Below are 23,233 nucleotides of genomic sequence, written 5' to 3'. Positions count from 1 at the left end.
AAAAACCCTAGATCAAAAACCCGCCTGCGCCTTCATGGCGCAGCAGTGCGACCTTGGTTTCCACACCACCAGCGCCTGAGAACCCCGTCAGCCCTTTTGCCCCCATCACACGGTGACATGGAATGATAATGGGGATTGGATTGCCGCCACATGCACCACCCACCGCTTGGGCAGGTACACCAAGTTGCTTGGCTATATCGCCATAGGTGCATGTATCCCCAAAGGGTATCGCAGACATGGCATCACACACCGCACGTTGGAAATCGCTGCCTTGCACATGCAACGGCAGATCGAACTGCTGCAACTCCCCCGCCGCATAGGCCAGCATTTGCCGCCGCGCCTCCTCCAGCACTTGCGTGCTGTCCTCGGAGGGCGCACGCCCCCAATTCAGGGCAGTGACGTGGTGATTTTCCTCTACGAGGATCAAATCGCCGAATTGTGTGGGAATGGTGCATGTATTCATGCGCTGAGTATGGGCGTGGTTTGCGCCTTGCTCAATCCGCTTTATGCGGGATCGTGTTCAAGGGCGGGAACAAACCCGCCCCTGACCAATCTTTATGCCTTAAACCGCATCGTCACAGCGGGCACAAACGCCTGCATGCTTGTGGGTTCCAACATCTGGCAGAACTTTCCAGCACCGCGCACATTTCTCGCCTTGGGCCAGAACAAAGGACACGGCCACACCGTCGGTTTCGGGCATGCGGAACGCATCCTCAGGTGCTGCATCGCCTGTGACAGTGATCTGGCTGGTGATGGTCACATCATCAAACGACACACTCTCCAACGCCGCACGCTGCGCTGCGTCTTCAACATAGACAACCGGAGCCGCCTCAAGCGAGGCACCAATTACCTTGGCTGTACGCTGTACTTCCAAAGCGGCAGTCACCACACGGCGCGCCGCACGGACCTTGGCCCATTTTGCGGCCAATTCCGTATCCAGCCAACCCTCAGGCGTGGCAGGAATATCTTGCAGGTGAACCGAGCTGCCTTCGCCACCCATACGCTCCAGCCAGACTTCTTCCATGGTGAACACCAGAACGGGTGCCAACCAAGTTGTCAGACGGTGGAACAACAGATCCAACACCGTGCGTGCCGCACGGCGGCGCAGCGTATCGCCATCACAATACAGCGCGTCTTTGCGGATATCAAAGTAGAAGGCCGACAAATCCAGCGTGGCGAATTCAAAGATCGCGCGGAAAACGCCTTGGAAATCAAAGCGCGAATAGCCGTCACGTACCACTGTATCCAACTCGGCCAGACGGTGCAGCACCCAACGCTCCAACTCGGGCATATCAGCGGCGTCTACGCGGTCTGCCTCGGTGAAATCAGACAAGGCACCCAGCATATAGCGCATGGTGTTGCGCAAGCGGCGATAACTGTCCGAGGTGCCTTTGAGGATTTCATCACCGATGCGCTGATCGTTGGTGTAATCCGTCTGGGCCACCCAAAGGCGCAGGATGTCCGCCCCGTATTGCTGGATGATTTTCTCGGGTACGATGGTATTGCCGATGGATTTGGACATCTTCATGCCCTTTGAATCCAACGTAAAGCCATGCGTCACAACATTGCGGTACGGCGCGCGGCCCGTGGTGCCAACCGATTGCAGCAAGGACGAGTGGAACCAGCCGCGGTGCTGGTCGGTGCCTTCCATATAGACATCTGCGATGCCATCCTCTGAGCCATCTTCGCGATCACGCAGAGTGAAGGCATGAGTCGAACCAGAGTCGAACCACACGTCCAGAATATCGGTGACTTGATCGTAATCATCAGGGTTCACGATACCGTCAAGGAAACGCGCCTTTGCGCCGTCCTCATACCACGCATCCGCACCTTCAACTTCAAACGCCTCAACAATACGCTGGTTCACCTCTGCATTGCGCAGCAGGAAATCCGCATCCGTCGGCAGCACACCTTTGCGCGTAAAGCAGGTGAGCGGCACACCCCATGCACGTTGGCGCGACAGCACCCAATCTGGGCGTGCCTCCATCATCGCGTGCAGGCGGTTGCGGCCTGATTTTGGCGTCCAGTTGACGTTGTCGATCTCGGTCAGCGCACGTTCACGGATGGTGGTGCCGAATTGGTCCTGACCATCACCCACAGTTTTATCAATCGCGGCAAACCATTGCGGAGTGTTGCGATAGATCACGGGCGCTTTAGAGCGCCAGCTGTGTGGGTAGCTGTGTTTGATCTTGCCACGCGCCAGCAGGCCACCGACTTCGACCAGCTTGTCGATCACAGCAGCGTTGGCGTTGCCCTCTTTGCCGTTCGGCTTGAGGATCGCCTTGCCGCCAAACAGCGGCAAATCATCGCGGTAACGACCATCGGGCATCACATTATACGTGATAACTTGGTCCAGCATGCCCAGATCACGGTAGAGATCATATTCATCCAAACCATGGCTTGGCGCGCAATGCACAAAGCCCGTACCATCAGTGTCGGTCACAAAATCAGCGGCGCGGAAATCGCGCAGATCATCCCATTCGCCGTTGCCGCCGTCGACACCATGCAGCGGGTGCTTGAGGCTGATGGTTTCAAGTTCAGCAGTGGTCACATCACGGACACGGGCCCACTGCCCTTCCTCCAGACGTGCACGCCCCAGAACATCCGCCGCCATATTATCGGCCAGCAGATATTTATCGCCCACATTCACCCAGCATTCGTCAGGCGTGCCAGTGATTTCATACAGGCCATAAGAAATACCCGCGCCGTAAACGACTGCTTTGTTCGATGGCATTGTCCATGGCGTCGTTGTCCAGATGACAACCTGCGCATCTTCCAGATCGCCACCACCAACAACTTTAAACTTCACCCAGATCGTGAAACTGTCTTTGTCGTGATACTCAACCTCGGCCTCGGCCAATGCGGTCTGCTCAACAGGCGACCACATCACAGGTTTAGAGCCTTGGTACAGCGTGCCGTTCATCAAGAATTTCATGAATTCTTCGGCGATCACGCGCTCGGCGTGGAAATCCATTGTCAGGTATGGCTTATCCCAGTTTCCCTGAACCCCAAGGCGTTTGAATTCCTCACGCTGGATGTCCACCCAGCCTTTGGCAAACTCGCGGCATTCACCACGGAATTCATTGATCGGCACTTGGTCCTTGTCGCGGCCTTTTTTACGGTACTGTTCTTCGATCTTCCATTCGATCGGCAGACCATGGCAATCCCAGCCCGGGATGTAACGCGCATCGCGGCCCATCATCTGGTGGCTGCGCACGATCATGTCTTTGATGGTTTTGTTCAGCGCGTGACCGATGTGCAAATGCCCGTTGGCATAGGGGGGGCCATCATGCAGGGTGAACGGTTCGCGTGTCTCGGTCTTGGCCTTTTCGCGCAGGCGGTCATAGATGCCGATTTCATTCCACTGTTCCAGCCACATTGGCTCACGTTTGGGCAATCCCGCACGCATTGGGAAATCGGTTTTTGGCAGGTTCAAAGTAGATTTATAGTCTGGGGTCTCGGCGCACATGTGGGGCGTCCTTTATCATCGTCAAATATATAAAAATGGGGTCGGTGCGAGCGGCTCAAACACCTTTGCCCGGCGGCTCAGGACTGGCCGAGCGCCGGGGATGTAATTCGCTGTATGATCAGATGCTCTGTCATGTTGAGGCGCTTATAGGCCCGCTCCCGCTAGGGAGCAAGCGCGTCTTACTCTTTATCCTCTGTCGTTTCGCGATCATCCTCTGACGCAGCGTCGCTTGACGGCAATGAGGGCGGCACAGCAGGCGGCACGGGGTGCGCCGCCTCGGCAAGGTCGCGGTCCTGCGCCCAGCGGTTCAACCACGCCAGCGCAGCCAAAGCCAGCCCCAGCACCAAGAGCGAGAACACCCGCGTCAGCCCATCCAGATCGGTCACATCAATCAGGAAAACCTTGGCCACAGCCATGCCAATCACCACCAGCCCCGCCTTGCGTAGCTCATCTGATCGGCGTGCAAGAGACTGATAAAACAGCCCTGCCCCCGTAACCAGCAAGATGAGCGTATAGGTGTATTGCTCTGGTTGCGAGATGCCCAAGCTGAGCGGCATCATAGACCCGCCTTGCCAGAAGTGGCGGATCACAGTCAGCGCCCAAATCACCGTCAAAGCGCCACTTGTAATGGCCAGGCCTTTGCGCAACCGCAGATCAATCTGCCCCAAACGCCACGCCCCTGCCAGCAGCACCAATGCGGGCACCAGATAGGCCGCTGCCAATGTATTGATAACAATCGGGCCATAGACATCCGCCGATTTTCCCGCCTCGAACACGGGATTTGCTTCGGTCAATGCGCCAAGCAACGCTACCCCACCGATCAGGCCAAACAGCGCGGCCAATGCCCACCGCATTTTGTCCAACACGCCAGCCGAACGCCCTTCGCTGCGCTGTACCTGAGCCAACGCCAATCCGATCCAGATCGCGGCATTCAGGCCAAGGCTCCAATGGCTCTCGACATAGCCAATGCCCACTTTGCTCTCGATCCAGCGCAGAACCAACAGGCTCAGCGTCAGCCCGCCCGTGGACCACGCAGCGGAATCAAGCATAACCTTGGCGGTCTGCCGCTCCAGCGGACGCAACAACCACAATGCAGCAATAAACGCAGCCAGCGCCCCGCCATAGGCCAGCAACACACCCGCAAGCGGTCCCTCGGCCCCGTAAACCAGCCCCGGATCAGCAACGAGGCGGAAGCCCACGGTGACCACGCCAACCGCAATGAACCACGACAGCGCAGGCAAACGCCACATGCGATCCAGTGCAGCGGCAGCAACAACCGTCACAGACAACGCCACGGTCAAAGCGACCGAACTGAGGACGATAACAAAGGCGAAAGCCAAACAGGCAAGCATCGACATCACCGCAAAACTGACCCGCAAACGCTCGGCCCCGTCTTGCCGTGCAAGCCGTTCAGCAAACAGCGCCATCAGCACCGCCAGCCCCGCCGCATGCAAGGCCCAAGGATAGGCTCCGATAACCGCCGCAGGGTTCCAGACCATTTCCAGCACAATCGCCATTGCAGGTGCATATACAGCGGCGATAACAGCCCAGATCACACCAAACTGCCCGCCCCGCATCGCCCGCCAAAGGGCCAGCACCGACAGACCCACCGCCAGCACCAGCAAGAGCGTCACGACCCAAGGAAACGCCGCCTCGGGGCTTTCGCTATAGGTATCAATGAACTGGCGATAGGTAACGCGGCGGTTTTCGCCCTGTGCAAAAACCGACAGCAGCAGCGTGCCCATCGGCAGCAAAGCCGCGTCTTGCAGCGCAGGAGCGCGGCGCGACCAAAGGATCAACACAGCGCCCAACACTGTCATCAGGCCAACGCTCAACCAGATTTCCGCCTCACCCGGTTTCCAGATGGTGAGCAGGATGAAACAGCTTGCGGCGACACTGGCAAAGGCTAGCAATGTCGGGAAAGAAGGCCATGTCGCGCCGCGCTCTTTCGCGCCAAGTGTCATCCGCCCCAGCACCCCCAACAACGCAGGCGGGCCTGCATGGTCAGGCACAAAGCTGCGCGCAGGGATCAAAATAGCCAGCAAAGGCAAAACAGCGAAATACAACTGCCCTGTCCACGCTGTTGCGCCGCCCCCGCCCAGCACGATGGCAAAGCCCATCAGATATGCCAGCGTCAGTGTCAGCGCAGAAATCCAACCCCAGCGGCGCACCGTATCCACACCTAGCCCCAGCAACGCGATCACGGCAAAATAACCAAACAACGGACTCGCGTCAGCCGAGGAGTCTCCCAGCACCAGCGGCGCGCCATACGCACCGATGACACCCACAGCCACCAGCAGCGGCCCGTGCATCCAGCCCAACACAACCGCAATCAGCGCGACAGCAACCATGCCGACCATAGCCGACCCACCACCGATCAGATCATACATCATCCGCGCAGACAGGATCGCGCCAAACAACGTCACGATACCCGCCCCCGAAAAGACCGAGGGCAAATAGGCCGTGGCCGATTGTGGCCCATCGCCAAAGCGGCGGCGAATAAACTCGCCCACACCGATCAGCGCTGCACCAAAGGCCAAGGCCGCAGCAACCCGCGCACGGGGCGGCAACAGACCGTTTTCCATGCCGTATTGCACAAGGAAAACCCCCGCCAGCGCCAGCGAAGCAGCGGACACAGCGTAGAACCAGTTTTGCTGCAACCACGGGCCAAAATCGGCCAGTGCCTGTGCAATTGGTGACGGGGGACGTGGTGCGACCAGTTTGGTCGGCTCCGCCGGAAGAACTGGCGGTTTTTGAGTGATCGGCGGCGGCGTGGATTGCGACCGGGGCCAGACAATTTCTTTTGCTTCAGGCGCTTTGGCTTCTGAGACAGGCGCAGTCTGCACCGCTGGCGTATCCGAAACCGATGCAGGCTGGGCGCTTACAGTTTTCCACGGCTCGAGCGCGTTTTGAGGCTTTTCAACTTTACCGTTGCCCATCGCATCTATGGTTTTTTGCAAGGCTGTGATCTTGTTTTCGGCATCGTGCAGACGCGTGCGCAGGCCAGATTGCCCAATAATCAATGCAATCAACGTCACAGGGATGGCCAGCACAACCAGTGCCGCAATCAACAAAAGGCCATCCATACGTATTCTTCCCGTCTCAAAATCGCAGTTTACACTATTTTAAACAAACACGCCCACGTCAAACAGTAAGGAAAACCTTAACCTTTTGCGTTGGCCTTACTGAACAAGCCACCAAGGCTTTGGGCGATGATACTGCGCACTTTGGGGCGTTTCACAGCCGTAAAGGGCAGCGGGCGGCAGACCTCTATCGCGGCGACCCCCACGCGTGCGGTCAGAGCCCCATTCACCATGCCCTCGCCAAAACGGCGACTGAGTTTGCCCAGAAGTGAACCGCCCAAGATCGGTTCCAACATATCATCCCCCACAGCCACAGCCCCTGTCGCCACCAGATGTGATAGCACTGCACGGGTCAAACGCCAGCTGCCGAAAAACCCTGAGCGCCCGCCGTAAATCTCGGCGATGCGGCGGATCATGCGCAGGTTAGAGGTGAGCGCGGCCACAACATCTGCCAACGCCAAAGGCACCAGCGCTGTCACCGTTGCCACCTGACGCGCTGCGGCCTCGACTTCACGTTGGGCCGCGTTATCCAACGGCGACAACAATTCAGTTTCGGCCAAAGCCAGCAAACCCGCCGCATCCAACTGATCCCCGCGCAACTCTGCCAGACGCTCGCGCCCCCAACGGGTATCTTCACGCCCTTTATAGAGGCCCACCAAACGGTCGGTCACATCACGGGCCGCTTTCAAATCCCCACTGGCCAGTGTCACAGTTGCGCTGTGGCGCAATCCATCCAAACGGCCAAGCCGCCCGAAGGCGGCCAATTCACGCAGCGCCACCAAAGCACAGACCAGTAAAAACGCCGACATCAACACAGTCATCGCCATGCCCAACAGGGGATAACGCGTCATCAGATCAGTAATGAAACGCCACGCCGCAAGCGATACAAGCGCGGCCAACACAGCCCCCGCCAAGCCCCAGAACAACCGCGTCAAAAGCGAAGGCTTGCGTGCCGCCAGCCTTGCGGCAATCTGCATCGCTTGCCCTTGTGGGGCATCGCCTTGGGGCAAATCCTGAACCGCAGGCGCATCAGCCACCGACGGGCGTTCAGAAGTGTCGCCTTCCAGGTCAAATAATACGGGACCTTTAGCCATCACTCGGCCTCCCTTTGCCATTCATAACGAATATCCGGCAGATGTGCCTCATTGCCAGCGCCATCCGTGCGCAGGATTTCCACGAATCCAGCACGCTCATAAAAATAAGTGGCACGGTCATTGGCTTGATAGCTCCATAATCCCAGCTTTTTGGCTTTGCGTTGCGCATCGCGCATCATGGCCCTGCCAACACCCTGCCCTTCCATGTGCGGGACTACAGCCAGCGCGTGCACCTCTGTACCCTTGCGCGCAATGAAGCCCACCAACCCGTCATCCACATAGGCCGTACGCACCCACCCCGCATCGATCATATCGCCGATCAGCATGATCTCCTCGGCAGAGGTATAAAGCGGCGGCAACCACGCCAACTGCCTGTTCGCGGCCGCAAGAATATCCCCCAGCTTGCCCGCATCCAGAACCCGCGCGGGACGGATCATCACCGCGCTCACAGCCTGTCTCCAATCAGGAATTCTGCCGCACGGTCCAGACGGATATGGGGTGGCCCGTCGCCTGACCGCAGGGTCAGAGGCGCTGGCGCGAAACGCATAATTTGGTAATCCGCGTCCAGCCATTTCTCCGCCCCTGCCTTGGCAGGGCTGAGCAGATGCGCCGGGTCTTGGGGCAATGCGCCGGGGTAAAACGCCGCTTGTTTGCCTGTATCCAACAAGGTGCCGCGCACCACGTCCAGTTTTGTACCCTCATAGGTCATCGTATCTTCGGTGGTGGCACGCAACGACGCGATGGCCAGTGCTTGGGTTTTTGCCCCTGCGAACCGCGCACGTTCACGGGCCTCGCGCGTCAAGGCCTCCATGATCGCAGTCAATTGCGCGTGCTGGCTGTGGTGCAGATGATCCGCTTTGGTCGCCGCAAAGAGAATTTTCTCAACCCGCCTACCCCCTAACAGCCCTGTCAGGAAACTATTGCGGCCCGGGCGAAACGCGCCGAGTGTTTCGCTCATCGCAGCGCGCAAGTCTTCTACGGCTGGCGGACCAGCATTGATTGCGCCCAACGCATCCACCAGCACAACTTGACGGTCGATGCGAGAGAAGTGATCGCGGAAAAATGGCTTAACCACCTGACGTTTATACGCCTCAAAGCGGCGGGCCATTTCACGGCGCAGGCTTTTGCGGGCATCGCCCTGTGCCGCAGGCAGCGGTGCGAATGTCAGCACCGGAGACCCCGCCAGATCACCGGGCAGCAAAAACCGCCCCGGCGTGCAATCTGAAAACCCGTCCGCACGTGCCTGCGTAAGATAGCTGGCATAGGCCTGCGCTAGTTCTTTCGCGATCGGTTCTTCCAACGGGGCCTGCGGATCAATCCCCGCCGCCAGCGCCAGATATTCACGCGCCTGCGCACGCGGCGCAATGCGCGCCAGCGTTTGCGCACACCAGTCATCATAGCTGATGTCCAGCAGCCCCAAATCCAACAGCCATTCCCCCGGATAATCGACAATATCCAGATGCACCGTGCGCGGCCCTTGTAACCCCGAGAGCAACCCTTTGGGCCGCACGCGCAAGCTCAGCCGCAACTCGGATACGGCACGGGTGCTGTCAGGCCAACTGGGCGTCGGCGTGGTAAGCGCCGCCATATGTGTCTCATACTCAAACCGCGGGATGGTATCATTGGGCTGGGGTTGCAAAAATGCCGCCTCAATCCGCCCTTCGCCAGCGGCCACCAAACCGGGCATGCGGCCACGGTCCATCAGGTTGGCCACAAGCGACGTGATAAAGACAGTTTTACCCGAACGCGCAAGACCCGTCACCCCAAGCCGGATCACCGGCTCAAAGAATGTTTCAGAAACCGTGTCTTGCACAGATTCGACTTGCCGCCAGATGCCATCAGCAATTTGAGATATGACCACGAAAACCCTGCCCTTTTAACAACCTCTTACATAGGCGTGTTGTGTAGGGATTGCCACAGGGCACCCCCCGCGATAAAGCCCCTTTATGCCACGTTATGCCCTTCAGATTGAATATAATGGCGCGCCCTTCCACGGTTGGCAGCGCCAAAAGACCCTTGCTTCGGTTCAGGGTGCCATTGAAGATGCCTTGGCCAAGCTGGAGCCGCGCACCCATAATATCGCCGCCGCAGGGCGCACGGATAAAGGTGTGCATGCGTTGGGACAGGTTGCCCATTGTGATATGGAACGCGACTGGACCCCCTTCCGCTTGTCAGAAGCCGTCAATTACCACCTGAAACCCGCGCCTGTGGCGATTGTGAATTGCGTGCCTGTGCCCGATACGTTTCACGCAAGGTTTTCTGCGCAAGAGCGACAGTATTTCTTTCGCATTTTGTGCCGCCGCGCCCCTGCGACCCACCAAAAAGGGTTGGTTTGGCAGATTAAGAACAAATTGGACATCGCAACCATGCAAGAAGCGGCCAACAGGCTGCTCGGCGAACACGACTTCACCACGTTCCGTTCCACCATCTGTCAGTCGCTCAGCCCGATCAAGACAATGAGCCGTTTGGACATCACTCAGGTCGAAACCCTACAGGGCACAGAAGTTCATTTTGACGTGCGTGCGCGGTCATTTCTGCACAACCAAGTACGCAGCTTTGTTGGCACGTTGGAGCGGGTCGGCAGCGGGCAGATGACGCCCGATGACGTGACCGCCGCCCTCGAGGCCCGCGACCGCGCCGCATGCGGCCCAGTCTGCCCGCCCCATGGGCTATATCTGGCTGGCGTTAGCTATCCAGAAATGCCATTTTCCTGATCACCCGACGCATCGAACTCACTCTACGCGCTGGCCGCGCTAAATAGCGACCAATGCGGAGGCCGCCAACACGTCACCTGTGGGCACGCCGTTGGGCGATCCACCTGCGGGTTCATCTGTAATGGCCAGCGTGATTTCGGCACCACGGCTACGCAAATTCTCTGGCAAGGCCACCCGCATGGTCGCACCCTCTTGCATAATACCCAACGATATCGGCGGCGTATCCGGCACAATCGCCCAAAGCTCAAACGATCGGCCCTCGGCCTCGCGCCCTGCAACACGGCTCAGCGCGACGTCCCCTTGTCGCGCATCCAGAACCGCCAAGACTTGCAACGGCACCCCATCACCCATCAACTGTGTGGCATATAGCGGCCCTGCCGCTGGTGGTGTTTCTGGTCCCAACTGCTGAACGCCCAAAAAGGCGGCAAGCGCCAATGCGGCAAAGCTTAGCCCTTTCCATATCCACAGCCGCTGCAACACGGGCACGGGTGCAGTGACGAACAATGTACTTAACAGACGCTTTTTGACATGTTTTGGCGGGGTCACTGGCGCGATCTCATCTGTCATCGCGACCAGCCGTTCCTGCCATGCAACCAGCAGTACTGCAAAGGCGGGGTCACGCAGCGCACGTGCGTTTGCTTGGCTCAGCTCATCGCCTTCCAGCAGGCCCAGCGCCAGTTCTGCTGCCAAAAGATCATCGCCCTGGGGTGCCACATCATCGGTCATTTCGTCCCCCTCACTCACGACTCATACATTCACGTAACGACATTAACCCACGACGCAACCATGTGCGCATTGTATTAAGCGGCACAGAAAATGCATCCGCCAATTCCTGATAGCTTTGCCCGTCCAAATACGCCCCCCGCACCGCCACGCCGCGATCCTCGGAGAGTTCATCCAGACACCCTACCAGCCTGCGCGCCTCGCCAGAGGCCACCGCCATTTGTTCTGGTCCAGCGCCCGAAGCAGCCAGTTCAAGCCCCGGCGTATCTATATCAACATGTCCTTTACGGGTTGCACGCAGCCGATCGATCGCAGTGTTCCGCGCAATTGTGATCAGCCATGTCATCGGGCTCAGCCCATTGGCCTGATAGCGCGATGCGTGTTTCCATACTTTCACAAAACTATCTTGCATGGCGTCCTCTGCTGCGGCCCGATCATTCAACACACGCAGGCACACGCCGAAAAGTTTCGCCGAGGTCGCATCATAAAGTCCTGTAAACGCCGCCCGATCATTCAACGCCACACGGCTGATCAACGTTTCTATCTGTCCGCGGTCCATCAAACAGCCCTTGCCCTACTTCCCCCGTGACAATGGAGCGATCGCGGCTAAAGTCAAATGAACAATGAGATTTTTTACCGGAGACCGCCGTGACCGCTAACACTATTGAGTATTTTTACGCCGCCCATTCCGCCTATGCCTATCTGGGGACAAAGGCGCTGGCGCAGATCGCGCAAGACAGTGGGTGGCGGGTGGTGCACCGCCCCTTTGACTATCTCCCTGTTGTGCAAGCAGCCAGCCCACACGTGATCCAAGGCCGTACCGTGGCGCATATCGAGTATTTCTTTGGCCGCGAATTACGCCGTTGGTCGCAATGGCGCGATTTGCCAATGATCTCCCGTCGCCCGACCCATCATGATAATCCACTCGCCCTTGCCAGCGGCATGATCATTGCGGCCACTGATCCAGACCGCGTCGGCTTTGCCATTTTACAGGCCCATTGGCGTGATGATGCGGATATTGCGGATGCTGATACCCTTTTGCAAATCGCGCAGGAGTGCGGCGAAGACGCTCAGGCTTTGCTGAAAATGGCCCGTAGCACCGCCGTAAGTGAGCAGTTTTCAGCCAATACGAAAGAAGCGATTGCACGCAGTGTCTTTGGTTCGCCCACATATTTTGTAGGCGGAGATATGTTTTACGGGCAAGATCGCCTTGAATTGGTCGCCCGTGCGATCAAGCAGCCCTTTGATCCCTGAAAATCGCTCTGGGCAATATCTTCCAGCCATGATTAGGCTTTGTTAAATCGGCTCCTTGCAACTCACAGAAGAAAGCCTGCCCATGCGCACCCCTACCCGCTCCAGCTATGATGTGGTGATTATCGGAGGAGCGATCTATGGCTCCTCCGTGGCGTGGTGGCTGACGCAAATGGCGGGGTTTGACGGCACTGTTTTGGTGGTTGAGCGTGACCCGACCTATACATTTGCCTCCACGTCCCACACCAACAGCTGCATCCGCCAGCAATTCAGCAATGCAACCAACATTCAGGTCAGCCAGTTCGGCGCTCAATTCATCCGCAATTTTCGCAGCTTCATGGGCGACAATCCCGATGTGCCAAACCTGACGCTGCAAAGCTTTGGCTATCTCTATCTGGCCGATACGCCAGAATTCACACAATCCTTGCAGCGCTCACAGGCGGTGCAAAGCGCCCTTGGCACCGCCACTCGCCACATGAGCCGCGATGAGATTGCGCAGGCTTATCCGTTTTATCAGCTTGATGACATTCTGGCAGGCAATCACAATCTGGTAGACGAGGGCTATTTTGACGGCGGCACCATGTTTGACTGGTTCAAACGCAGCGCCCGTGCGGCAGGGATAGAGTTTGTGCATGCCGAAGTGACGGCGATCACCCGTAAAGGCGATAGGGTGAACAGCGTGACCTTATCAGATGGCACCGACATCGCCTGCGGTACGGTTGTAAATGCCTCTGGCCCGCGTGCCGCGGCCACTGCGCAGATGGCAGGGCTGGAAATTCCTGTTGTTCCGCGAAAACGCTATACCTTTGTTTTTGATGCGGCACAGCCGCTGGACATTGATTTACCGCTCACCATTGATCCCTCAGGCGTGCATGTCAGGTCAGATGGCAAATATTACATGGCTGGTTGCCCGCCCGAAGACGATTATGATGCCGCCTATGATGATTTTGATTTTGATCACAGCCTGTGGGAAAATAAAGTCTGGCCCGCCATCGCCACCCGCATCCCGCAATTCGAAGCGGTCAAAGTCATCAACGAATGGGTTGGCCATTACGCCTATAACACGCTGGATCAAAACGCTTTGCTGGGCCGCGCACAGAGCTGCCCGAACTTTATCTTCGTCAACGGATTTTCGGGTCATGGGCTGCAACAAGCCCCCGCCATTGGCCGCGGCATCGCCGAATTGATCACCTATGGCACTTACCGCAGTCTTGACCTCAGCGCATTTGACGTAAACCGTACCCACCGCAACGAGAGCTTTCTTGAGACTGCTATCATCTAAACCAAACTGGAAAACTTATGTCCCTTACTACCCGCCCCCTAGCCCAAACCGATCACGCCGAATGGGAGGTGCTATTTCAGGGCTATGCAACATTTTACAAGGTTGAGCAGACTCAAGCCATGCGCGATACGGTCTGGGGCTGGCTTCATGATCCTGCACACGGATCAAACTGCATTGTCGCCGTGCTGGACGATACCATCATCGGCTTTACCCATTACCGCCCGTTCACCTCAAACCTACGGGCAGCGACCAACGGGTTTCTAGACGACTTGTTTGTCGATCCCGACACACGCGGATCAGGGGCTGCCCAAGCGCTGATTGAAGCTGTGGCTGACAAAGGACGCGAAAACGGTTGGGGCCTGATCCGCTGGATCACCGCCGAGGACAACTACCGCGCTCGCGGTGTATATGACCGCGTCGCCACGCGCACGCCTTGGGTCACCTACGACATCAAGCTTTAAAAGACCGAACCAAAAGACTGGAATATTGAGATGGACAGACAAGATGCACGTCTTGGCGTAGATATTGGCGGCACGTTTACAGATGTTGTGCTTGAGACGGGCGGCGACAGCTTCTCCACCAAAGTACTGACCACCTATACCGCGCCCGAACAGGCGATCATCGACGGCATGCACATCGTTTGTGAAAAGGCGGGGCTGAAGCCACGTGACATCACCCAGATCATCCATGGTACTACCTTGGCCACCAACGCGTTGATTGAACGCCGCGGTGCTAAAACTGCGTTGATCACCACCGAAGGATTCCGCGATGTCATCGAAATGCGCACCGAGTCGCGGTTTGAACAATATGACCTGAACCTGAAACTGCCAGAACCTCTGCTGCCGCGCCAACGGCGTTACACGGTGCCGGGCCGCATTGATGCCTCTGGAGGCGAACTATTGCCCCTTACTGCCGCCGATATCGAACCTGTCGTCGAAGCCATCGCCATCGCAGGGTATGAAAGCGTCGCCATCGGATTGCTACACAGCTATCTCAACCCCACACATGAACGCCTTGTGCGGGATGTGCTGGCCGCCCGCCTGCCCGATGTGATGATCTCGCTCAGCTGCGAAGTCTCCCCGCAGATGCGCGAATATGAACGGTTCAACACGACAGTCGCCAACGCCTATATCAAACCGCTGATGAAATCCTATCTGGGGCGGCTGGAGGGACGGTTGCGCAATGAGGGTGTAAATTGCGCCATTTTCCTGATGCACTCGGGCGGGGGCATTATCTCTATCACAAATGCCGCCGAATTCCCCGTACGACTGGTTGAAAGCGGCCCCGCTGGTGGGGCTGTTTTTGCTGCCCATATCGCAGCGCGCTACGGGCTGGATAAGGTGCTCAGCTTTGACATGGGTGGCACCACCGCCAAGATTTGCCTGATCCAGAACCAAACCCCCAAAACTTCACGCGTGTTTGAAGTTGCCCGTAGCTACCGCTTTAAAAAGGGGTCAGGCATGCCAATTTCGATCCCCGTGATTGATATGGTAGAAATCGGCGCGGGCGGCGGCTCGATCGCGCATGTGGATGCCCTGCGCCAGATCCGTGTCGGGCCAGAAAGCGCAGGCTCCGAACCCGGCCCTGCCTGCTATGGCCGTGGTGGTACACGCCCCACTGTCACCGACGCCAATCTGGTGGTTGGCAAGCTGGATGCCAAGAAATTTGCAGGCGGCACCATGACACTGGATGAAAACGCCGCTCGCGCTGCGGTGCTGGCTGACTTGGGTGATCCGCTGGACCTTGATGTAAAAACCGCCGCCTCGGGACTGGTTGAGGTTGTCGATGAAAACATGGCCAATGCCGCCCGCGTGCATGCGGTTGAGAATGGCGAAGACCTGTCGGAATACACCATGATCGCCTTTGGCGGCGCGGCCCCCCTGCATGCGGGGCGCCTGTGCGAAAAGCTGGGCATCACGCGGCTGCTGATCCCTGAAGGGGCGGGTGTCGGCTCGGCCATCGGTTTCTTGCGTGCGCCCTTCAGCTTTGAGGCTACGCGCTCAGTTTACATGACGCTGGCGCGGTTCGACAGGCCCACGGTGACTGATTTACTGGCCGAACTACGCGCTGAGGCGACCTCATTTGTGCGCACCTGCGCCCCCAAGGGCGAGATCATCGCGGAATACAAAGTCTACATGCGCTACAAGGGGCAAGGATGGGAGATTCCTGTTTCGCTAACCGCCGAGCAAGTGCAAAATCCTGATCCGGCAGTATTCGAAGAACGCTTTACCGCCGATTACACGCGCCTATTTGGCCGCGCAGTCGTGGGCATGGATATTGAGATCACCGTCTGGTCGGTCAACGCCACCACCCCACCGCAGCCTGTCAATCGCGCAGTTCAGCAAACCCGTGGCAAAGTCGCCGTGGTGAATGGCAAGTGCAGCTTCTTTGACGCGGCCAAGGGCGAAAACGTTCACGGATACCTGTATCGACGCCACAGGTTGGTGACCGGCACTGAAATATCGGGCCCCGCGTGCATCACCGAAGATGAAACAACCATCATCATCCCCAGCAGCCGCAGGGCGCATCGGCAACCGGATGGTTGCATCGATGTCACCCTAAAGAACAAAGGATAGGACCATGAGCAAGCAACCTACAACTGTCGCCTATCAAGTCATGTGGAACCGCCTGATCTCTATCGTTGAGGAACAGGCGCAAGCCTTGGTCCGTACCGCCTTCTCCACCTCTGTGCGCGAAGCGGGTGATCTATCCGCAGGGGTCTATGATGCCCAAGGGCTGATGCTGGCACAGGCCGTGACAGGAACGCCGGGGCATGTGAATGCCATGGCCGATGCTGTGGCCCATTTCATCCGCCGCATCGGGCGTGAAACCATGGCGCAGGGCGATGTCTATCTGACCAACGACCCATGGGAAGGCACAGGCCACTTGCACGACATCACCATGGTTACCCCCTCTTTCCACAATGGCACCTTGGTCGGGTTCTTTGCCTGTACCGCCCATGTGGTTGATATTGGCGGGCGCGGCTTTGGAGCTGACGCGAACTCGATCTACGAAGAAGGGCTGTATCTGCCGATCATGCGTTTTGCGGATCGTGGCACCGTCGATGAAACCCTACTGCGGATTGTGCGCGGAAATGTGCGCGAACCTGATCAACTGGTTGGTGATCTCTATGCATTAGCCACCTGCAATGACATCGGCCACCGCCGCCTGATCGAGATGATGGGCGAGTTCAACCTCACGGATCTGACGGGCATCGCCGACTTCATCTTTGACAACTCCCGCCGTGCCACATTGGAGCGCATCGCAACCCTGCCACGGACCTCAGCCACTGGCGAAATGACGGTAGACGGGTTTGCCGCACCGATCACCCTGCGCGTCAAACTCACCATTGAGGGAAACCGCATCCTGACTGACTTTGCAGGGACCTCAGGTCTTGATCCAAAAGGCATCAACTGCCCCTTGGTCTATGCCAAAGCCTACGCCTGCTACGCGCTCAAATGCGCCATCGCGCCCGAAATCCCTAATAACGCGGCCTCGCTTGCGCCCTTCGAAGTCATCGCCCCTGAAAACACAATCGTCAACGCGCTGCATCCGGCCCCCGTTGCCCTGCGTCACATCGTTGGCCACTTTGTCCCTGACACAGTCTATGACGCGCTGGACAAAATCCTGCCCGATGTCGTGCCAGCCGAAGGCGCGGGATGCCTGTGCAATTTTCAAATCTCGCTGCGCCCCACCGCCGACGCCCCCAAGGGCGCGCGGCGTGCAGAAGTGCTCACCTTCAACTCTGGCGGTGCAGGCGCGCGGCCTTTGATAGACGGCCTGAATGCCACCGCCTTCCCGTCCGGCGTAATGACAATGCCTGTAGAGGCGACAGAACATGCTGGCCCCGTGATCATCTGGCGCAAAGAACTGCGCGCCGATTCAGGCGGTGTCGGCAAGCAACGGGGCGGGTTGGGCCAATACATGGAGATCGGCGCACGTGACGGCTATGAGTATGACATCTCGGCCATGTTGGACCGCGTGCATTATCCCGCACGGGGGCGCCGTGGCGGAGGCGATGGTGCGCCTACACGCATTACCCGCGAGGATGGCACCCCCATGCAAGGCAAAGGCCGCCAGAGCATCCCTAAAGGGCAGCGCGTGAAGATGGCCTTTCCGGGTGGTGCAGGATATGGCCCCGTATCCGAACGCGACACTACCGAAATCAAGCGCGATTTGGAAAAAGGTTACATAACCACAACATCAGCAATCACAGAATATGAACTAAGCGTAGATGACGTTGAAAAAGTAGAATCCGAAATAATGGCCGGCACCGATAAATGAGGTAATACAAGACCATTTAATCAGGTCGAAACCCCGAATTTCAAGCTGACGTATCGCGCCCTGTGCCTGCTTCAGATACCCGTAAGAAGATGACCAAGCTGTACCCAGCAAACTAAAGAAAGGCCTACAACATGCCCAAAACGCTATCAAAAATCGTCCTCACAGGTGCCGCTGGCCGTCTAGGCTCCTATTTGCGCGAACCGCTTGCAGCGTTATGCGATGAATTGGTCTCAACCGATATCAAAGAGCAACCTGGAACGCTTTATGCAGGTGAGAGCTATGTGCAGGCCGATTTGGCAGATTTCGACGCGATGAATGCCGTGATTGAAGGCGCAGAGATGGTTGTGCATATGGGGGCTTTTGTGGACGAAGGCCCGTTTGAACAACTGCTTGGGCCAAATTTCGTCGGTTCCTACAATGTCTGGGAGGCTGCATCGCGGCACGGTGTGCGGCGCGTTGTTTATGGATCATCTATTCACGCTGTCGGCATGTACCCGAAAAATGAATTCATCGGCACAGACGTCGCCCACCGCCCCGATACATTCTATGGCCTCGCCAAGTGTTTCACCGAAGATTTGGGTCGGATGTATTGGGAAAAGCGCGGTTTGGAAAGCGTGCATATGCGTATCCTGTCTTGCGCCCAAGTCAATAATGCCCGCGCCCTTGGATCGTGGCTCAGCTATGATGATCTGATCCAGCTTGTCACCCGCTGCATTGAAACGCCTGTGACCGGCTTTGCCATCATCTATGGCGTCAGCAATAATGACCGCGCACCTGTGGACAACGCCAAGGCCAGCTTCATCGGTTACCGCCCCAAAGATAACGCAGAACAATTCGCCGAGGAAGTTCTGGCAGCGGAGCCGCCAATGGACCCACAAGACCCCAACCACGCACGCCATGGTGGACCTTTCGCAGGGGTTGAGCTTGGCAATTCTGGGCTGGCGGGCATGAACGTGGTGGATGATACGAAAAAGAGCTGACCTAGTTTTAAGACATCAGGGGTCTATTTGCACAGGATGTGGATAGACCCAAAAAAATTATCCTTTAAATAATAATTTCAACACATTAAACGCCAAATCTAACCCAAAACATCCACATGACCTCAAAACACAAACAACACCCCTTAGTGAGCTGATAACAAAAGATTAACAACTACCTTCACATCAACGCCGCGACATTTAGCCTTTACTCCACAATAGCTACTGCTCTCCGCAGTATTCTGCGCTATTTTGCAATCAGCCACGGAGAAGAGTATGTTGTTAAGCGTTAAGTCCCTTGAGAAATCTTATGCTGGCGCTGAAGGTTCTGTGCCTGTTTTACGCGGCATAGACATGGATGTCGCCACGGGTGAAACGCTGGCGCTGACCGGTGAAAGTGGCTCTGGCAAAAGCACGCTTTTGCACTTGATCGGCGGGTTGGATACAGCGGATGCTGGCACAATTTTTCTGGACGGGCACGACATCGCACAGATGGATGATGCGGGTCGGGCCGCTGTTCGGCGCGCGAGTGTCGGGATCATTTTTCAACAGTTCAACCTGATCCCGTCTCTGGATGTCACGGCCAACATCGCGTTCCAAGCGCGGCTTGCGGGTGTCTATGATCGGCAGGAGGCCACCGCATTGGCGACCTCTTTGGGGCTGGCAGATCACCTGCATAAATATCCTGAACAGCTCTCTGGTGGGCAACAGCAACGGGTTGCCATTGCCCGCGCGCTTGCCGCCAAACCACGGTTGATCCTTGCGGATGAACCCACAGGAAATCTGGACGAAGAAACCGCCGCCGAGGTCATGGCACAGATGCTGTCATTGGTCAGTCAAACGGGATCTGCATTGGTGATGGTCACCCATTCTCCACGTCTGGCCGGACAGATGGGGCGGCAACTGCACTTGCGTCAAGGCCAACTGGCATGACTGCCGCAACACTGGCGGCACTCTGGTCACATTGGCGGCGAAACCCGTTGCAACTGTTCACATTGATCGCTGGCCTTGCTTTGGCGACGGCGCTTTGGTCTGGGGTTCAGGCCGTAAATTCCGAGGCCCGTGCAAGCTATGACACAGCCGCCGCAACATTGGGCGAAGGCCAGTATGACCAACTGTTGCCCACCGCAGGTGACACCATTCCCGAGGGAACCTTCATCGCCCTGCGCCGTGCTGGATGGATAGTGGGCCCTGTCGTTGAGGGCCAAATCGCTGGCGTGCGTTTGGTGGGGATTGATCCGCTCACTGCACCCGGGGGCTTGGGGCCAGTGGGTAATGGCGGTATGGACCTGCCGCAATTTTTGGCCGAGCAACCTGTTTTTGCCAATGCGGCCACCGCAGCCAAACTGCAAACCTTGATCGACGCCCCTATCGTGATCGCGCCTGCCACCGCGCCAGACACGGCCATTACCGACATTTTTGTAGCCCAGCGCCTGCTGAACGGCCAAGGGCAACTCAGCCGCTTGATCGTGTCGCCTGATCAACCTTTAGGTCAGCCGCCTCTGGCGCAGATCGCCCCTGACCTCACCCGCCGCGCAGCGCAGGGCGGATCAGACGTGGGGCGCCTGACCGACAGTTTTCACCTCAACCTTACCGCCTTTGGATTGCTTAGCTTTGCTGTGGGGATTTTCATCGTACATGGGGCCATCGGCCTTGCCTTTGAACAGCGGCGCACGATGATCCGCACTTTGCGTGCCTTGGGAATGCCCCTGCGCCGTTTGGTTATGCTGATGGCGTCCGAACTAATGGTCTTTGCCCTGATTGGCGGGTTAATCGGTGTCTGTCTGGGGTATCTGGTTGCTGCCAGCCTGCTGCCAGATGTGGCCGCGACCCTCAAAGGGCTCTATGGCGCACAGGTATCAGGCACATTGCAGTTGCGCCCGTCTTGGTGGCTGTCTGGCATGGGGATCTCGGTTCTGGGCACCGGTATCGCGGCCACTGGCGCGCTGCTGTCGGTGGCGCGGATGCCGCTGCTGGCCAGCGCCCAGCCCCGCGCGTGGGCCACCGCACGTGGCAATGCGCGACGCATACAGGTTATGGTTAGTCTGGGCTTACTGCTGATTGCTGGGCTGCTGGCTGTTTTTGGTGAAGGCCTGATCATGGGCTTTGGCCTATTAGCCTGTCTTTTGATCGGTGCCGCGCTGGCGCTGCCTTTGGTATTGGATGTTACCCTCCGCATGGCACAGCGTTTTGCCAAAGGCGTCACCGCGCAGTGGTTCTGGGCCGATACACGCCAACAGCTTCCGGGCCTCAGCCTTGCCTTGATGGCGTTGTTGCTGGCGATGGCGGCGAATGTGGGGGTGTCCACGATGGTGTCCAGTTTCCGCCTGACCTTCACGGGTTTTCTGGATCAACGGTTAGCATCCGAGCTTTATGTCAGCACTGAAAACGCTGCGCAGGCTACCGCGTTGGAAGAGTTTGTCGCCCCGCGCACTTCCGAAATCTTACCGCGTCTTTATGTTGAGACCGAGTTGGCAGGCCTGCCAGCCGAGATTTACAGCGCACGCATCGGGCGCACCTACCGCGAGAACTGGCAGTTTTTGGCAGAGGCGCCGCAGGTTTGGGACCGTGTCGCGGCGGGTGAGGCTGTGCTGGTCAACGAACAATTGGCGCGGCGCGCAGGGCTATGGGTAGGCGATGATCTGGCCCTTGCGACGGATGTTGTCCTGCCGATTGCAGGCGTGTTTGGCGATTATGGCAACCCAATGGGACAGGCGATGGTTTCAGAAGACCTGTTCAATGCCCTTCATCCCACGGCGCAATCCACACAGTTTGGTCTGCGCACGGATGACCCCCAAGGTCTACGCGATGCGCTAATCCGTGATTTTGGCCTATCTGACCAGAGCATCACCGATCAGGCGCAGATCAAGGCCTTTTCCCTATCTGTGTTTGAGCGCACGTTTACCGTGACTGCAGCACTGAATATCCTCACGCTCAGCGTCGCGGGGTTCGCGATATTTATGAGCCTGCTCACCCTTGCCGCCATGCGGGTGCCGCAACTGGCCCCTGCGTGGGCCTTGGGGCTGACACGGCGGCGGTTGGGACAATTGGAGCTGATCCGTGCGGTTGTGCTGGCGGTGCTCACCGCGCTTCTGGCCCTGCCGCTGGGTTTGGCCTTGGCCTGGGTGTTGCTGGCGGTGGTCAACGTTGAAGCCTTTGGCTGGCGTCTACCGATGTATGTGTTTCCGCGTGACTATGCGGTGTTGGGGCTGTTTGCGCTGGTCGCCGCTGTTTTGGCTGCCGCATGGCCCGCCCGCAGGCTGGCACATACGCCGCCTGCGGACTTGTTAAAGGTGTTCGCCAATGGCCGTTAAATCGTTTCTGTTCGCCCTTGCGCTCTCTCTGACCGCGCCTGTCGTCGCCTTGGCCCAAGGCTTTGCTGGTATGGGCAGCGAGGCCCAAGGTTTTGCGACCCCCAGCCTTGGCACCCCGCTTAGCTTCCCCGCTGATCATGGGCCGCACCCTGACTACCGGATTGAATGGTGGTATGTGACCGCCAATATGACCGGACCAGATGGCACAGCTTACGGATTGCAATGGACGCTGTTCCGCTCGGCGCTGGCGCCTTTCGCGACCCAAGGCTGGGATAGTCCGCAAATCTGGCTGGGCAATGCCGCTGTGACAACACCTGAAGCGCATTACACCTCTGAACGGTTGGCGCGAGGCGGCACAGGCCAAGCAGGCGTCATTGCTGCACCGTTTGAAGCGTGGATAGATGAATGGCACATGCGCGGCGATACGGTTGATACGCTGCAATTGCGTGCGGCAGGGACCCAATTTTCCTATGATGTGACCCTAGAGGCCCAAGGCCCGCTGATCCTTCATGGACAGGATGGGTATTCCGTCAAATCCCAACAGGGACAGGCCAGCTATTACTATTCCCAACCCTCATACGCGCTAAGCGGTACGTTAACCTTGCCGCAAGGTGAGGTTGCTGTAACAGGCTCCGCATGGCTGGACCGCGAATGGTCATCACAGCCTTTGGCGTCTGATCAGACGGGCTGGGACTGGTTTTCAATCTCGTTTGACGGGGGCGAAAAACTGATGGGGTTTCGCCTGCGCCAAGCCGATGACAGCTATTACACCTCTGGCACATGGATCACCGCCGAAGGTGATACAACCGCCCTGCCAGATGGCAGCTTTGACGCCACCGTGTTGGAGGTATCAGATGTGGGCGGGCGTGACGTGCCGACACGTTGGCAAGTGCGCGTGCCGGATTACGATGTGGATATCACCGTCGAGGCCCTGAACCCGCAAGCGTGGATGGACATGTCTATCCCGTACTGGGAAGGGCCTGTGCAGATCAGTGGCAACCGCACAGGCGTGGGATATCTAGAGATGACGGGCTATGACTAG

General features: G+C 57.8%; 18 protein-coding genes. 10 read left to right on the top strand and 8 right to left on the bottom strand.

Annotated features, from left to right (window positions below):
* Nucleotides 1-7: 7 nt before the first annotated feature.
* The 6 genes from GGR95_RS02240 to GGR95_RS02215 form a co-directional block, all read right to left on the bottom strand.
* Nucleotides 8-463, bottom strand: a complete 456-nt coding sequence (locus GGR95_RS02240) for a methylated-DNA--[protein]-cysteine S-methyltransferase (protein ID WP_184562313.1) — start codon at nucleotides 461-463, stop codon at nucleotides 8-10.
* Between the two features lie 99 nt (nucleotides 464-562).
* Nucleotides 563-3,469 (bottom strand): isoleucine--tRNA ligase, encoded by a 2,907-nt coding sequence (gene ileS, locus GGR95_RS02235; protein ID WP_184562311.1) that lies wholly within the window; start codon nucleotides 3,467-3,469, stop codon nucleotides 563-565.
* A 179-nt stretch (nucleotides 3,470-3,648) separates the two neighbouring features.
* On the bottom strand, nucleotides 3,649-6,555 hold the full coding sequence (locus GGR95_RS02230) for a DUF2339 domain-containing protein (protein WP_184562309.1): 2,907 nt from the start codon (nucleotides 6,553-6,555) through the stop codon (nucleotides 3,649-3,651).
* 77 nt (nucleotides 6,556-6,632) lie between these two features.
* The gene (locus GGR95_RS02225; protein ID WP_184562307.1) at nucleotides 6,633-7,646 is read right to left on the bottom strand and encodes a YcjF family protein; all 1,014 of its coding nucleotides are present in this window, start codon (nucleotides 7,644-7,646) and stop codon (nucleotides 6,633-6,635) included.
* A complete protein-coding gene (locus GGR95_RS02220; protein WP_343042029.1) occupies nucleotides 7,646-8,095 on the bottom strand; it encodes a GNAT family N-acetyltransferase in 450 nt (149 codons plus the stop codon). The genes GGR95_RS02225 and GGR95_RS02220 overlap by 1 nt, the downstream gene beginning before the upstream one ends.
* Nucleotides 8,092-9,507 (bottom strand): YcjX family protein, encoded by a 1,416-nt coding sequence (locus GGR95_RS02215; RefSeq protein ID WP_184562305.1) that lies wholly within the window; start codon nucleotides 9,505-9,507, stop codon nucleotides 8,092-8,094. Before GGR95_RS02215 ends, GGR95_RS02220 begins: the two co-directional genes overlap by 4 nt.
* An 85-nt stretch (nucleotides 9,508-9,592) precedes the next feature.
* Here GGR95_RS02215 and truA point away from each other — a divergent pair, with 85 nt between their 5' ends.
* Nucleotides 9,593-10,360 (top strand): tRNA pseudouridine(38-40) synthase TruA, encoded by a 768-nt coding sequence (gene truA / locus GGR95_RS02210; RefSeq protein WP_184562303.1) that lies wholly within the window; start codon nucleotides 9,593-9,595, stop codon nucleotides 10,358-10,360.
* A 39-nt stretch (nucleotides 10,361-10,399) separates the two neighbouring features.
* Here the strand turns inward: truA and GGR95_RS02205 are convergent, their stop codons facing one another.
* Together GGR95_RS02205 and GGR95_RS02200 are read right to left on the bottom strand one after the other, a co-directional pair.
* The gene (locus tag GGR95_RS02205; RefSeq protein WP_184562301.1) at nucleotides 10,400-11,086 is read right to left on the bottom strand and encodes an anti-sigma factor; all 687 of its coding nucleotides are present in this window, start codon (nucleotides 11,084-11,086) and stop codon (nucleotides 10,400-10,402) included.
* 10 nt (nucleotides 11,087-11,096) lie between these two features.
* A complete protein-coding gene (locus tag GGR95_RS02200) occupies nucleotides 11,097-11,642 on the bottom strand; it encodes a sigma-70 family RNA polymerase sigma factor (protein ID WP_184562299.1) in 546 nt (181 codons plus the stop codon).
* A gap of 89 nt (nucleotides 11,643-11,731) precedes the next feature.
* Between GGR95_RS02200 and GGR95_RS02195 the strand changes: the two genes are divergently transcribed.
* The 9 genes from GGR95_RS02195 (at nucleotide 11,732) to GGR95_RS02155 (ending at nucleotide 23,233) form a co-directional block, all read left to right on the top strand.
* Nucleotides 11,732-12,337 (top strand): DsbA family protein, encoded by a 606-nt coding sequence (locus GGR95_RS02195; protein ID WP_184562298.1) that lies wholly within the window; start codon nucleotides 11,732-11,734, stop codon nucleotides 12,335-12,337.
* Nucleotides 12,338-12,419: 82 nt separating this feature from the next.
* Nucleotides 12,420-13,616, top strand: a complete 1,197-nt coding sequence (locus GGR95_RS02190; protein ID WP_184562295.1) for an NAD(P)/FAD-dependent oxidoreductase — start codon at nucleotides 12,420-12,422, stop codon at nucleotides 13,614-13,616.
* A gap of 17 nt (nucleotides 13,617-13,633) precedes the next feature.
* Nucleotides 13,634-14,077 carry a GNAT family N-acetyltransferase gene (locus tag GGR95_RS02185; protein ID WP_184562293.1) on the top strand — a complete coding sequence of 148 codons (444 nt, stop codon included), beginning with the start codon at nucleotides 13,634-13,636 and terminating at the stop codon, nucleotides 14,075-14,077.
* Between the two features lie 30 nt (nucleotides 14,078-14,107).
* Nucleotides 14,108-16,192 (top strand): hydantoinase/oxoprolinase family protein, encoded by a 2,085-nt coding sequence (locus GGR95_RS02180; RefSeq protein WP_184562292.1) that lies wholly within the window; start codon nucleotides 14,108-14,110, stop codon nucleotides 16,190-16,192.
* Nucleotides 16,193-16,196: 4 nt separating this feature from the next.
* Nucleotides 16,197-17,900, top strand: a complete 1,704-nt coding sequence (locus GGR95_RS02175) for a hydantoinase B/oxoprolinase family protein (RefSeq protein WP_184562290.1) — start codon at nucleotides 16,197-16,199, stop codon at nucleotides 17,898-17,900.
* A gap of 131 nt (nucleotides 17,901-18,031) precedes the next feature.
* Entirely contained in the window at nucleotides 18,032-18,880 is an 849-nt protein-coding gene (locus GGR95_RS02170) for an NAD-dependent epimerase/dehydratase family protein (RefSeq protein ID WP_184562288.1), read from the top strand.
* Between the two features lie 273 nt (nucleotides 18,881-19,153).
* Nucleotides 19,154-19,810 (top strand): ABC transporter ATP-binding protein, encoded by a 657-nt coding sequence (locus GGR95_RS02165; protein WP_184562286.1) that lies wholly within the window; start codon nucleotides 19,154-19,156, stop codon nucleotides 19,808-19,810.
* Nucleotides 19,807-22,191, top strand: a complete 2,385-nt coding sequence (locus GGR95_RS02160) for an ABC transporter permease (protein WP_184562284.1) — start codon at nucleotides 19,807-19,809, stop codon at nucleotides 22,189-22,191. The genes GGR95_RS02165 and GGR95_RS02160 overlap by 4 nt, the downstream gene beginning before the upstream one ends.
* Nucleotides 22,181-23,233 (top strand): lipocalin-like domain-containing protein, encoded by a 1,053-nt coding sequence (locus GGR95_RS02155; protein WP_184562282.1) that lies wholly within the window; start codon nucleotides 22,181-22,183, stop codon nucleotides 23,231-23,233. The genes GGR95_RS02160 and GGR95_RS02155 overlap by 11 nt, the downstream gene beginning before the upstream one ends.

The organism is Sulfitobacter undariae (genome assembly GCF_014196805.1).
Taxonomy (GTDB): Bacteria; Pseudomonadota; Alphaproteobacteria; order Rhodobacterales; family Rhodobacteraceae; genus Sulfitobacter; species Sulfitobacter undariae.
This window is presented reverse-complemented; position numbering and strand designations above follow the sequence as displayed.

Coding starts and splice junctions, on each gene's coding strand:
- GGR95_RS02240 (WP_184562313.1), bottom strand. CDS start 463: ATGAATACATGCACCATTCCCACACAATTCGGCGATTTGATCCTCGTA.
- ileS (WP_184562311.1), bottom strand. CDS start 3,469: ATGTGCGCCGAGACCCCAGACTATAAATCTACTTTGAACCTGCCAAAA.
- GGR95_RS02230 (WP_184562309.1), bottom strand. CDS start 6,555: ATGGATGGCCTTTTGTTGATTGCGGCACTGGTTGTGCTGGCCATCCCT.
- GGR95_RS02225 (WP_184562307.1), bottom strand. CDS start 7,646: ATGGCTAAAGGTCCCGTATTATTTGACCTGGAAGGCGACACTTCTGAA.
- truA (WP_184562303.1), top strand. CDS start 9,593: ATGCCACGTTATGCCCTTCAGATTGAATATAATGGCGCGCCCTTCCAC.
- GGR95_RS02205 (WP_184562301.1), bottom strand. CDS start 11,086: ATGACCGATGATGTGGCACCCCAGGGCGATGATCTTTTGGCAGCAGAA.
- GGR95_RS02200 (WP_184562299.1), bottom strand. CDS start 11,642: ATGGACCGCGGACAGATAGAAACGTTGATCAGCCGTGTGGCGTTGAAT.
- GGR95_RS02190 (WP_184562295.1), top strand. CDS start 12,420: ATGCGCACCCCTACCCGCTCCAGCTATGATGTGGTGATTATCGGAGGA.
- GGR95_RS02185 (WP_184562293.1), top strand. CDS start 13,634: ATGTCCCTTACTACCCGCCCCCTAGCCCAAACCGATCACGCCGAATGG.
- GGR95_RS02180 (WP_184562292.1), top strand. CDS start 14,108: ATGGACAGACAAGATGCACGTCTTGGCGTAGATATTGGCGGCACGTTT.
- GGR95_RS02175 (WP_184562290.1), top strand. CDS start 16,197: ATGAGCAAGCAACCTACAACTGTCGCCTATCAAGTCATGTGGAACCGC.
- GGR95_RS02170 (WP_184562288.1), top strand. CDS start 18,032: ATGCCCAAAACGCTATCAAAAATCGTCCTCACAGGTGCCGCTGGCCGT.
- GGR95_RS02165 (WP_184562286.1), top strand. CDS start 19,154: ATGTTGTTAAGCGTTAAGTCCCTTGAGAAATCTTATGCTGGCGCTGAA.
- GGR95_RS02160 (WP_184562284.1), top strand. CDS start 19,807: ATGACTGCCGCAACACTGGCGGCACTCTGGTCACATTGGCGGCGAAAC.
- GGR95_RS02155 (WP_184562282.1), top strand. CDS start 22,181: ATGGCCGTTAAATCGTTTCTGTTCGCCCTTGCGCTCTCTCTGACCGCG.